General features: G+C 64.2%; 3 protein-coding genes. All 3 read left to right on the forward strand.

The annotated features are described in order from the left end of the window. Nucleotides 1-213: 213 nt before the first annotated feature. Genes ABG82_RS11245 through ABG82_RS11255 form a run of 3 tightly spaced genes read left to right on the forward strand, consistent with a single transcriptional unit; the run spans nucleotide 214 to nucleotide 13,270 of the window. Complete coding sequence (locus ABG82_RS11245; protein ID WP_043077541.1) at nucleotides 214-5,181, forward strand: non-ribosomal peptide synthetase; 4,968 nt, start codon at nucleotides 214-216, stop codon at nucleotides 5,179-5,181. Next, nucleotides 5,178-9,725 (forward strand): non-ribosomal peptide synthetase, encoded by a 4,548-nt coding sequence (locus ABG82_RS11250; RefSeq protein WP_043077540.1) that lies wholly within the window; start codon nucleotides 5,178-5,180, stop codon nucleotides 9,723-9,725. The genes ABG82_RS11245 and ABG82_RS11250 overlap by 4 nt, the downstream gene beginning before the upstream one ends. Nucleotides 9,726-9,769: 44 nt before the next feature. Further along, a complete protein-coding gene (locus tag ABG82_RS11255; RefSeq protein ID WP_043077539.1) occupies nucleotides 9,770-13,270 on the forward strand; it encodes a non-ribosomal peptide synthetase in 3,501 nt (1,166 codons plus the stop codon). The last annotated feature ends 21 nt before the right edge of the window (nucleotides 13,271-13,291 follow it).

Consider the following 13,291-nt stretch of genomic DNA (forward strand, 5'->3'; position numbering starts at 1 on the left):
AACTTGCAGGTAGTTAGATTAGCCTAACGTAACCCGCGATAGGGCTCGCCGCTGTGCTCCGAGCGGGGTGATGCACAGCACCCATGGGGTGTCACGCGGCGCATCCCGCAGATATTAAGGTAAGGCTAGGCATAGTTCCTAGATTGAGGTGGTTCATTTCATGCGCGCGGAGTCGTTCGGATTCCAGGTCTTTGTCACGAGCGGAGACGCTCGGTGACCGGCGACCAGTTGTCTGCGATGGATCGTAGGCGTGAGCTGTTACGCAGACGGCTCGCCGAAAGCGGCGTCGCGGCCCATCCGGTGGAGGCGGCACCTCGAGTCCTGGAGGGCGAGCGGCGTCCGCTGGCGCCCGGCCAGCGGCGTCTGTGGTTCATGCAAACCAAGGATCCCGCGGATACCTCACTCAATATCTGTGTCGCGCACAAGATGTGCGGTGCGCTCGACGAGGAGCGGCTGCGTGACGCCTTGGCAGCACTTATCCGTCGTCATGATGTCCTGCGGACCACCTATGGCGTCGATGACGCCGGCGAGCCCTATCAGGTATTCACCGGCGATGTAGATGTGTCTTGGGGCACTGTGGATTTAACGGATCTTGCGGGCGACGCTCAGGATCGGGAGATTAGGTCGGTGGCCGACCGTGAATTCGGTAGGCCGTTCGATCTGGCTCTGGACCGGCCACTGCGGATCACGCTGCTGCGGCTGGGTGCCGAGGAATTCGTGGTGTTGTTGGTGGTGCACCACATCTGCTGGGACGACAACTCCTGGGAAGTGTTCTTCGCCGAACTGAGCGAGCATTACAACGGTCGCCCGACGCAGGGCGAAGCGCCGCAGTTCATGGTGGTCGGCGCGGCGGGCGATCCGGCGTCCGGAGCTGACCTTGAGTACTGGCGCGAGTCGCTGACTCCGCTTCCCGATCCGCTGGAGCTGCCCGGGCCCGCCACCACGTACACCTCGCGGGCCGCCCGGCGCCGGACGGTGCCGATGCCGGCCGAGACTGCGGCCCGGATCGAGGAATTCGCTCGCGAGCATTCGGCGACACCGTTCATGGTGCTGTTGGCGGCGTTCGGGACGCTTGTGCATCGTTATACCTCGGCATCCGACTTTGTCGTCGCAATCCCCGTCGCCGAGCGGAAAGCCCATGCGGAAAAGGCAATTGGCTATTTCGGTAACACGCTGCTGCTGCGTCTTTCGGTAGACCCCGGTGCCGGATTTGCCTCCCATCTGGCTGCGGTGCGCCAGGTCTGCCTGGATGCGTTCGGCCACCAGGCCGCCGGTATCGATGAGGTGGTGCGCGAGGTCAATCCGAGCCGCTCGATTGGCCGTGACGGCATGGACGAGCTGGTCCGGCTGGGCTTCAGCATGCGCAAAGACGCCAACGGATATCGGCTGGAGGGCGTCAGTGTCACGCAGCTCGACCTAGCCGCCGTCAGTGCGCAACTACCATTGTCGCTCGCGATTGCCACCGAATCCGATGGCACCATCATCGAAATCGAGTACCAAACCGATGCTCTGCCGGAATGGCTTGTCGACCAGCTGCTCACGCACTATCGGCGGCTGCTCGAGGATGGATTGAATCGCCCCACGACAGCCCTTGCGCTGTTGGATCCCTTCGGTGCTGAGGAACGCGCGAATGTACTCGCGCATTCGCACGGAGTGTTGGCCGGGGTTGCCGACACCACCTTGGTAGCTGTTCTGGAACTGGCGGCAAAGGCGACCCCGGACGCGTTGGCGGTGGTGTCCGATGACGCGGAACTCACGTACGCGATGCTGCACCGGCGTGCGAATCGCTTCGCTCGTTGGCTCATCGGCGAGGGCGTCGGCACGGAGGATGTCGTGGCGCTGCCGATGTCGACGTCTGTCGACTTCATCGTCGCGATGCTCGGTGTTCTCGCATCGGGTGCGGCCTACATGCCCATCGATCCCGCGTTGCCACAGGAGCGCATCGAGTATTTGATCGCCGATGCCGGTCCGCGGCTGGTATTGGGCCCGAAGGAGTTCCAGGCCGCTGAAGAGCGCGCGGCGGACCTTGACGATGCTCCGATCACGGATACCGACCGGTTGCGACCGTTGCTGCCCGAGAGTCTGGCGTACGTGATCTACACCTCGGGATCCACCGGCCGGCCCAAAGGCGTTGCCGTGGCGCATGCGGCGATCGCCGAGCATGTCATTTCCTTCACGGCCGAGTGGAGCATGACGGCGCAGGACCGGATGCTGCAGTCGACCTCCGTCAGTTTCGATGCTTCGCTGGCAGACATCCTGTGCCCGCTGTCCTTGGGCGCGCAGCTCGTCATACCCAAGGCGAACCCGTTCTCGGATATCGGATACGTGATCGATCTGGTGCGGCGCCGCGGTGTGACCGTGTTACACATGGTGCCCGCGCTACTCGGCTCGGTGCTGTTGCTCCCTGAGGCGCGTGAGCTGCGTGGGCTTCGGCACGTTCCCGTCGGTGGTGAGGCTCTGCCGGGCGAGGTGGCTGACAAGTTCGCGACCGTGTTCGACGCCGAACTGCGCAACCACTACGGTCCCACCGAAGCCGTCGTCTGTTCGACGCACATGCCTGTCGAAGGACCGCAAGGCAATTCGATTGTGCCGATCGGTATTCCCAACCGAAATGTGTACGCATACGTGCTGGACCAGGCGCTCGCGCTGGTGCCGTCCGGCGTTGTCGGCGAGTTGTATCTGGGTGGCACGCAGCTCGCGCGTGGCTATCGCGGTCGGCCCGCGCTCACCGCTGAGCGATTTGTCGCAGACCCGTTCATCCCCGGTGGAAGGTTGTACCGCACCGGAGATTTAGTGCGACGTAATGATTCGGGCCAGCTTGAATTCATCGGTCGCGCCGACGAGCAGGTCAAGGTCCGTGGCTATCGGATCGAGCTCGGCGAAGTAGAAGCGGTGATCGGTGCTGACCCGCGCGTCGGACATTGTGTGGTCACCGTCGTCGACGATCCACAGGTGGGCCCGATGCTGGCCGCTTACGTGGTGCCGGTGGCGGGTGGGTCCGCGGAGCTCGATCTGGATGAACTGCGCGCCCGGGCCCAGGAAACGCTACCCGGATACATGGTGCCCACCGCGTACGCGATCATCCCGGAGATCCCGTTGACTACCAGCGGCAAGTTGGATAAGCGTGCATTGCCGTCACCTAAACCATTGACGGAAAGCGTATTTCGCGCGCCGTCGACTCCTACCGAGCATCGGGTGTGCGCGATCTACGCGGACTTGTTCGGTCGGGATGAAGTCGGTCTGGATGATTCGTTCTTCGAATTGGGCGGACACTCGCTGCTTGCGGCCAAACTGGTGGCACAGATCCAGGCACAGTTCGCCGTCGGTCTGACGGTGCGCGCGGTGTTCGACAGCCCCACCCCGGCGGGGCTGGTCCAGCAGCTCGCCACGGGACAAACATCCCGGGACAGCCGGCCGGAACTCGTCGCGGTGGAACGCCCGCAGCGTTTGCCGTTGTCCTCATCGCAGCTGTCTGTCTGGTTCGAGTGCCAGATGGAGGGGGTCACCGACATTGCCAACATGTGGCTGGCCTTGCGGTTCGACGGTCCGTTGCGGACATCGGAACTGGCCGAGGCGATCAATGATGTAGTCGCCCGGCATGAGTCGCTGCGCACCAACTTCGCGATCGACAATGGAGCGCCCTATCAGTTCGTGCGGCCGGCACGTGCGCTGGAGGTGCCGGTCGTTCGTGCCACGGCGGAGGACCTACGCGACACGCTCGCCGAGCTACGGCATCACGTGTTCGGGTTGGAATCGGAGCCGCTCATCCGTCCCGCCATCATTGAGCTGGGGCCGCAGGAGCATGTGCTGTCGCTGGTGGCGCATCACATCGTCGTGGATCACGCCTCGTTCACGGTGGTGGTCGACGACCTGGTAACCGCCTATCGTGCGCGCGTCGCAGGGGAAGTCCCGCAGTGGGATTCACAACCGGTGCAATACGCCGATTACGTCATGTGGCAGCGCGACGCCTTCGGTCCGGACAGCGAGTTCGGGCGGGGCGAGGTGGCGTATTGGCGCGAGGCGCTGGCCGGAATCCCCGGTCACATCGCGGTGGCGCACGACCGCGCCCGCCCGCAGATTCTCGGCAAGCGTGGCGAAGTCGAGAGGTTCACGGTATCGCCGGAGCGCAGGCAGGCTTTGACCCGGATGGCCGAGCGACGTGGTGTCACCGAGTTCATGGTCTATCAGGCGGCGCTGGCCATGATCTTGCACAGATTCGGCGGTGGCACCGACATTGTGATCGGTAGTCCGGTGGCGGCCCGCGTGCATCCGGATGTCGCGAATCTTGTTGGGCTGTTCGCGAATATGGTTGCGCTACGGACCGACCTGTCTGACGATCCGACGCTGCACACCGTCTTGGGTCGCAGCCGTGACGCCACGCTCAACGCGCATGCGCACCAAGAATTGCCCATCGAGAAATTGGTGGAGGCCATCAATCCCGCTCGCTCCCTGTCCTGGAACCCCCTGTTTCAAACCATGGTCAACTTCCGTGGCGCGGATTGGGGTGCTGAGACAAGGGATCTGACGGGAAGCGGTGAGACCTGGCTGGCCCCGTTACCCATGGAGGTGGATGTCTCCTACCTGGATCTGAACTTCGCGCTGAACGTCACCCCGGCGGGAGGACTCGATGTCACGGTGGTCACCAACGCCGACCTGTATGACGCCCAGACCACGGTGTTGATCGGGCGGGCTCTGGACAAAGCGCTCGACGCGTTCGTCAACGAACAGGATGCGAGGGTTTCCGATATCGTCTTGGCTCCGGCCGATGCCATGGAAAGGCTGTTGGCCCCGCCGGCTGCCGCCGTCGAACGTGTGGTGGCGCCCGCGGCCGCCGGCTCGGTGGAGACCACGCAGGCGCTGATCGCCATTCTCGAGGAGCTGCTGGAGATCAGTGATGTCGATTCCGAGGACAATTTCTTCGCTCTCGGCGGCGATAGCGTCATCTCCATCCAGTGGTCCACCCGGGCCGCCGAACGTGGATTGGCGATGACTCCGCAAATGGTGTTCGAATGCGCGACCATTTCCCAGCTGGCGGGCGCCGTGGATTCCGCTGATCAGGTTGTGGCACAGGAGAGTTCCGCAGCCCCGGCGCTGCCGGAGCCGAGTGCGCCGATGAGTGCTTCTGGTCTTAGTGCCGACGCGCTGGCCGAACTCACCGCGTCGTGGCAGGCGCAGTCATGACGGGTACCGAGCAACAGCCTCAGATTGAGGACGTGCTGGCGCTGAGTCCGCTGCAGGAGGGGTTCTTCGCGCTTTCCCAGCTCGCCGATGAGAGTGTCGATCTGTACAGCATGCAGTTCGTCGCTGATATCGACGGAGGGCTGGATGTTGAACTGTTGCACCGCAGCGCACAGGCGATGCTGACACGGCATCCGAACCTGCGTGCTGCCTTCTGGGATCGCGGGCTGCCCAAACCGGTGCAGATCGTGCCCACCCATGCGGACATCCCCTGGGAGGTACGTGCCGCGCAGCCCGCGCAGTTCGACGAGATCGCATTGAGCGAGCGTCTTCGGCCATTTGATCTGGGTAAGGGTCCGGCGATCCGGATTGTGCTGCTCACGGTGCCCGGTGAATCCCGGCATCGAATGATCGTCACCAGCCATCACATCCTGATGGACGGTTGGGCGATCGCCATCTTCTTCACCGAGTTGCTGGCCGCGTACCAGGCGGACGGATCCATCGACGGACTGCCCGCGGTACGTCCGTACCGCGACTACATCGCGTGGCTTAACGCGCAGGACACCACCGCGGCGACAGACCGCTGGACGCGCTACCTGAGTACGGTGTCCGGACCGCTCATGCTTGGCGATGGAACCGTCGCCGCACACGACAGCGTGCCCGAGAAGTCGCAATTCCTTTTGACAGCAGAGGAAACCGTGCGGCTTCGGCAGTGGGCAGCCGGCAACGGTCTCACCCTGAACACCGTGACGGCGTTCGCCTGGGCACTGATTCTCGGCAGACTGACCGATCGAACCGATGTCGTTTTCGGAACCATCGTGTCCGGCCGTCCGAAGGAACTGCCCGACGTCGAACGCATGGTGGGGCTTTTCATCAACTCCGTGCCCATGGTGCATCACATCGACTACTCGGCCCCGGTGGTCGAGCAGTGCGTGCAGATGCAACGTGAGGCAGCCGCGATGCGTGACATCGGGTACCTGAGCCTGTCCGCTCTGCAACGCGCGGAGGGCAGCGCCGCGCTGTTCGACACGCTGTTCGTGTTCGAGAACGCGCCCATCGGAGATGCGGCCCAAGAGATGCAGATGGCCGATGGGACACGCTTTCGCCCGGTCGAGATGGAGAGTTTAGCCCACTATCCGGTGACCGTTGTTTCGCATATGCATGGCGAGGCGCTGTTGGTACTGATCGAGGCGATTCCTGATGCGCTGCCCCATATTTCGGGTGCCAGTATCGGCGAGCGACTGGTTTCGGTACTGCGCCAGCTGCCGCAGATCGGAACCGGGACACCAGATGTGCTCGACGTCCTGACCGCGCACGAGCGGTCCGAGATCGCCGTCAGTGCCTCGGCGGCCGATCAGTCGGCGACATCGGTGTGGGAGCTGTTCGAGCGGCAGGTGCAGGCGCACCCCGAGTCGCTCGCGCTGGTGGTGGATGCCCAGACGCGTTTTACGTATGCGCAACTGCATGCCGCGGCGGCACGGTTGTGCGCGGAACTTGTGGACCGTGGGGTCGCTCCGGAAACAACGGTGGCGCTGGCACTTCCACGTTCGGCTGACTCGATTATCGCCATTCTGGCGGTCCTTGCGGCGGGTGCCGCCTATGTGCCGGTCGATATCGGGCTACCTGCCGCAAGAATAGAATCGATTCTGCGGCAGTCTGATCCAAAGCTTGTCGTCGCGGTCGGTGAGCATCGCGGTATCGCCGACGGTGGATACCAGATCCTGCGGCTGGATGACCCGGCGACGTCCGAACGCATCTCCGGGCGCCCCGGCACGCTGCCGACCGTGGCGGTGCACCGCGATCAGAGTGCGTACCTGATCTTCACCTCCGGATCGACGGGGGAGCCGAAGGGTGTGATCGGTACTCACAGCGCCCTGATGAGTTACTTCGCCGACCACCGCGAGCGCGTGTATCGGCCCGCCACGGCGCGGCTGGGCCGCAAACTCCGCATCGCCCATGCTTGGTCGCTGAGCTTCGACGCCTCCTGGCAGCCGATGATCGGGTTATTGGACGGGCATACCGTGCACCTCTTCGATGCCGAGGCGATGAGAGACGCAAGCCGGCTCGTGCGAGGCATGGCCGAGCACGGTGTCGACATGATCGACACCACCCCCTCGATGCTGGCGCAGTTGTCCGCTGTGGGGCTGCTCGATCGGGAACTCGCGGTGCTGGCTCTCGGCGGTGAGGCCATCGAGACGGCGCTGTGGGATCGGCTGCGTTCGTTGCACGGTACCGCCGTCTACAACTGCTACGGCCCCACCGAAACGACGGTCGAGGCGGTAGTGGCCGCGGTGAAGGACTATCCGGCACCGACTATCGGAACGCCGAACCAGGGCATGACGGGGTACGTGTTGGATTCGCGCCTGCGTCCGGTGCCCGACGGTGCCGTGGGTGAGCTGTATCTCGCCGGGGCACAGTTGGCGCGCGGCTACGCGGGTAAGCCCGCGGTGACGGCGGGTGCTTTCGTGGCGGATCCCCAGCGGCCGGGCAGACGGATGTACCGCACAGGGGATTTGGTGCGCAGGCTTCCTCACGGAGGTTTCGCATATCTGGGCCGGGCCGACTCGCAGGTAAAGATTCGTGGCTATCGAGTCGAGGTCGGTGAGATCGAATCGGCACTGCGGGTTCAACCGGGGGTGCAGACCGCGGCGGTATCGGTGGTGCGGCGCGCGGGCGGTGCGACCCTGGTGGGATTTGTGGTTCCCCAACAGGAAGTCTCCGGCTTCGACCCGGTGCGCACCCAGATGAGGCTTGCCGAAAGGCTTCCGTCGTACATGATGCCCTCGCGCCTGGTCGTGCTTCCGCGCCTGCCGGTCACCGTCAACGGGAAGCTGGATGGGACGGCGTTGGAGCGACTCGCGCTCGACGCGCTGTCCGGGGGCGCCGCCGAAGGCGAGACCACCCAACCGGCCACCGCAACCGAATGCGCGCTGTGTGAATGCTGCGCCGAGCTGTTCGACGGTGCGGCTCCGGGTATCGATGACGATTTCTTCTCGCTCGGGGTGGATAGCATCGTCGCGATCTCATTGGTCAACAAGGCGCGCAAGCGAGAGCTGATGATTACTCCGCGCATGGTGCTGGCCGCACCGACGATCAGGCAGCTTGCCGCCTTGATCGACGACAGAGCAAGCCGTGGCCAGATGGATTCCCTTGTGGAAGAAGCTGATTACGGTGAGGTGCCACCGCTCCCGGTCGTGTCGTGGATGCTCGAGAGCGGGAGCTATCGGAGATTTGCGCTCTCGGTGTTGCTGAGGCTGCCGGACGGAATCTCCCGTGCGGACCTCGAAGTGCAGCTGCAGACATTGCTCGATGGTCACGACATGCTGCGTTCGACGCTGGTGGATACGCCCGATGGACCCCGTGTGGTGACGCGGGAACCGGGAACGGTGCGGGCGCAGACCATCGTGGAGCGGGTGGAGTTGCCCGTGGCCGAGCAGGCCGGTGCGGTTGTCACTGCCACCGCGCGTGAGGTATTCGATAAATTGGACCCGCGAACGGGCTCCATGGTTCGGGCGGCGTGGTTGGCGAGCCCGGACCAGGAGGACATGCTGCTGCTGTCGGTACACCATCTCGCGATCGATGTCGTGTCATGGCATATCGCACTGGCCGACCTGGCCGAGTCCTGGCGGACCGTCGAGTCTGGCGGCGTTCCCAAGGCTTCGACGGAGTTCACGTCCTATCGGCACTGGAGTCAGCTGATGGTGCAACGGGCCAGCACAGATGAGGTGCGGGCCCAACGTTCTTATTGGTCCGCGCAGGTTTCCGGACCGGACCCGGTTCTGGGGGCGCGCGGTGTCGACCCGGCGCGCGATACCTGGGACACTTTGCGGACGAACCGAGTTGCCACGCCGGTGGAGGTGACCAGGCAGCTGCTGTCGTCGTTGAGCAGCAAGGACGGCGTACGCGGATTCTTGTTGGCCGCCTTGGCGGTTACCGTTGCTAGCTGGCGCATGGAGCGCGGGCAGGACCCGGGCGCGGGCACGCTGGTGTCGATGGAGGGACATGGTCGCATCGACAATGTGGCAGACGCGGACACCACCGGCACCGTGGGTTGGTTCAACAACATCTTCCCGGCGCGTATCGGCTCCGGGGATCTCGCTCTGGATATCGACAGGGTTGAACAGGAACCGGATTCGGTCCGCGCTCTTCTCGACTCTGTAGCCGATCACCTGGCCGGAATCCCCTACGAGGGCCTGGATTACGGGTTGTTGCGCTACGTCGAAGGGTGGGAGGAGCTGCGCTCGGCGGCAGACCCGCAGATCCAGTTCAACTATTTGGGACGTATGGACATGAGCGGGATCTCCGATCAGCCGTGGTCGGTCATCACGGATTCGCGAAATCTCGCGGTACCCACCAACTCGGAGCCCGATCTTCCGCTGCGGTTCGGTATCAACATCTCGGTAGCCGTGACCAGTACCGCGGATGGTGCCCAACTTGTCGCGAATTGGCTGTGGAGTTCAGCGCTTTTCAGTACATCGGACGCCGATCGGTTGGCAGAACTGTGGCAGCGCAGTGTGGCTGCGCTCGCTGCGGTGGCAGCCCGCTAGCGGCATTTCTCGCACTACTTGTAGAACACGAAGGAAGCGGCGGAATGAATTCAGAAACGGCAGCCCAGTCCACTGGTGGTGTGGTGTTGAGCAGGGATGAGATCAAGGCCGCGGTTGCCGATCTGGTCGGCATCGCGCAGGGCGAGATCTCGGATGCGGACGACCTCATCGCTCTCGGGCTGGATTCCATCCGGATGATGACATTGGCCGGTGGTTGGCGTAAACGCGGCAGCCGCATCACCTTTGCGCAGCTGGCCGCCGCGCCCTCTGTCGAATCGTGGTATGCGCTGCTCAGCGGTGCCGATGCCGATGAACCGCCCGCTCCCGCGCCGGGAATCGATGAAGCCGGCGCCCAGGACGAGGATGCGCCGTTCCCGCTGGCCACCATGCAGCACGCGTACTGGATCGGCCGCTCGGAGGATCAAGAGCTCGGTGGGGTCGCGGCCCACCTCTACGTGGAATTCGATGGCGGGGTAATCGATCCCGAACGCCTACGCCTGGCGGTGGAGCAGTTGGTGAAGCGGCATCCGATGCTGCGCACCAAGTTTCTCCCGGACGGCACGCAGCACACCCTGCCCGAACCGGGGCGTGATGTGTTCAGTGTGGTGGACCTGCGTGGGCACGCACCCGAGCAGATCGACGCGGCGCTGGCGGAGCTTCGGGAGAACAAGACGCATCAGCGCTTGGCAATCGAGGACGGTCAGGTGCTCGATGTGACCCTGACCCTGCGCGACGAGAACAGCAGTCGGCTACATCTGGATGTCGACATGCTGGCCGGCGACGCGATGAGCTACCGGATTCTGGTATCCGATTTGGCGGCGCTGTATCACGGTGCCGCACAACCAGAGTTGCAGTACACCTACCGGAGATATCGCGTCGAGGACCGTGGTGACGCGTCGGCGTACGACAGCGATCGCCTGTGGTGGCAGGAACGATTGGAGAATCTGCCGGGGGCTCCGGAATTGCCGGTGGTGCCGGTGACCGAACGCAGGGATCAGCATCGCACGGTCCGCTATGACTATTGGCTGGAACCGCAGGCCAAGGAGCAGCTGTTGGCGGCCGCTCACCGGCGCGGGATCACCCCGGCGATGGCGATGGCGGCAGTCTTCGCCGAGACCATCGGCGGCTGGTCGGCGCAGAGCCGGTTTCTGCTGAATGTGCCGCTGTTCCATCGCGAATCATTGCACCCCGATGTTGACAAGATCATTGGCGATTTCACGTCCTCGATCATGCTCGAGGTGGACCTGACAGAAGACATGTCGGTGGCCGATCGTGCCCGCGCGCTGCAGCACAACATGTATGAGAGCGGCGCACATTCGGCGTATCCGGGATTGAATGTGCTGCGCGATCTCGGTAGGCACCGGGGCGAGCCGGTGCTGGCGCCGATCGTCTACACCAGCGCGCTGAATCTGGGGGAGCTGTTCGCCGATGCGGTGATGCAGACCTTCGGAGAGCCGGTGTGGATCATCTCGCAGGGGCCGCAGGTGCTGCTGGACGCGCAGGTCACCGAGGTGCGCGGCGGGCTGTTGCTGAACTGGGATGTGCGGGAAGCGGCATTTCCGCAGGGCATGGTCGATGCCATGTTCGAGCGATACACCGATGCTGTGTCCGCGTTGTGCACCGGCGACGGCGGCTGGAATGCCGATGCGGCAGTGCGGCTTCCGGCCGCACAGGCGCAAGTGCGGCAGGCGGTCAACGCCACCGATGGTGCGGTGACCGGCCGCCGTTTGCACGAGGGTTTCTTCGATACCGCAAAAATCCACCCCGCTGCGCCGGCAGTGGTGTGGGGCTTCGGCGATGACGACGGTGTGTGGACCTACGGAGATCTGGCCGCGGGCGCGCTGGCCGTTGCCGGTGCGCTGCGGGCGCATGGGGTGCGACAGGGCGATTCGGTCGCCGTCCAGCTGCCGAAGGGCCGCGAGCAGATTCTCGCGGTGCTCGGGGTGCTGGCCGCGGGCGCTGTTTATGTACCCATCGGGTTTGACCAGCCGGCTCAACGCCGCGCCACCATCCTCGAAACGGGTGGTATCACCATGGCGTTGACCACGGACGGCTCTGATATGCCCTGTGATCACCTCCCGATCGACGTGGCCCGTCGCTACCCGGAGCCGCTCGCGGCGCCGGTGTTGCCCGAGGCGTCGCAGGTCGCCTACGTCTTGTTCACCTCGGGCTCGACCGGTACCCCCAAGGGGGTCGACGTCTCCCATGCGGCCGCGATGAACACGATCGACGCCCTGAACGACGAGTTCGAAGTGGTCTCGTCGGATCGCGCACTCGGATTGTCGGCGCTCGAGTTCGATCTATCTGTGTACGACATCTTCGGGATGTTCTCGGTAGGTGCTGCTGTCGTCGCTGTGGATGCCGCGCAGCGCGCCGAGGCCACCATCTGGGTGGAACTACTGCGGCGCCATCGGGTGTCGATCATCAACTGCGTGCCCGGTCTACTGGACATGATTTTGGAGATCGGCGGCAGCGAGCTGGGCGATTCGTTGCGGGCGGTCATCCTGGGTGGCGACTGGGTGAGCTCTGATCTGGCACGCAGACTTGCCGCACAGGTTCCGGGCTGCCGCTTCACGGGACTCGGTGGGGCGACCGAGGCCGCCATTCACAGCACGATTTGTGAAGTGGTGGGCGAGCCGCCGGAGCACTGGGCGACGGTTCCTTTCGGTGTTCCGTTGCGCAATGTGCGGTGCCGGGTGGTGTCGCATGCGGGTCGCGACTGTCTCGACTGGGTGCCGGGTGAACTATGGATCGGCGGTGCCAGCGTCGCCGACGGATACCGCAACGACCCCGAGCGCACCGCGGAGCGCTTCGTCGAACACGACGGACTGCGGTGGTATCGCACAGGTGATCTGGCCAGGTATTGGCCCGACGGAACCGTCGAATTCTTGGGCCGTGCGGATCATCAGGTGAAGATCCGGGGATACCGGGTGGAACTGGGCGAGGTGGAGAGCGCACTGCGTCTCGTTCCCGGTGTGCGCCATGCGGTTGCGACCATCGTCGGTGGTGATGCGCCGAGTCTTGTTGCCGCGGTGTCGGGTACGCCGGATCCCGCCGCCGACTACCCGGCGCTGCTGGCCGATCTGCTTCCGGTGTACATGATTCCAGCTCGCGTCGAGCTGCTGGAGCAGATGCCGCTGACTTCGAACGGGAAGATGGATCGACGCGCGGTCACCGCAGTGCTGGAGAAGGTGAGCACCGCGAGCACCGACTCGGGGCCACGACACGACCTGGACGCCGCACTCGTGGATCTGGCAGCAGGTGTGCTGGGTGTGAAAACTCTTGGCGTGCATGATGATTTCTTTGCTCAAGGTGGAGACTCGGTGTTGGCCACAGCGGTGATCGCACGAGTGCGTGACTGGCTGTCGGTGGATCACGCGCTGGTCGGAGACTTCTTCGCGACTCGCACGATCGCGGGACTGGCCGATCGTCTGCTGAGACGAGAAGCGGAAAACGGCACGCCGGATCGCCTTGAGGTCGTCGCGGGACACTATTTGGAGATCGCGGCGATGACCGACGAGGAGATCCTGGCCGGAACCAGCTGATCGGTCGGCAGCCGGCGAGCG

It is taken from the genome of Mycobacteroides immunogenum, assembly GCF_001605725.1.
GTDB lineage: Bacteria > Actinomycetota > Actinomycetes > Mycobacteriales > Mycobacteriaceae > Mycobacterium > Mycobacterium immunogenum.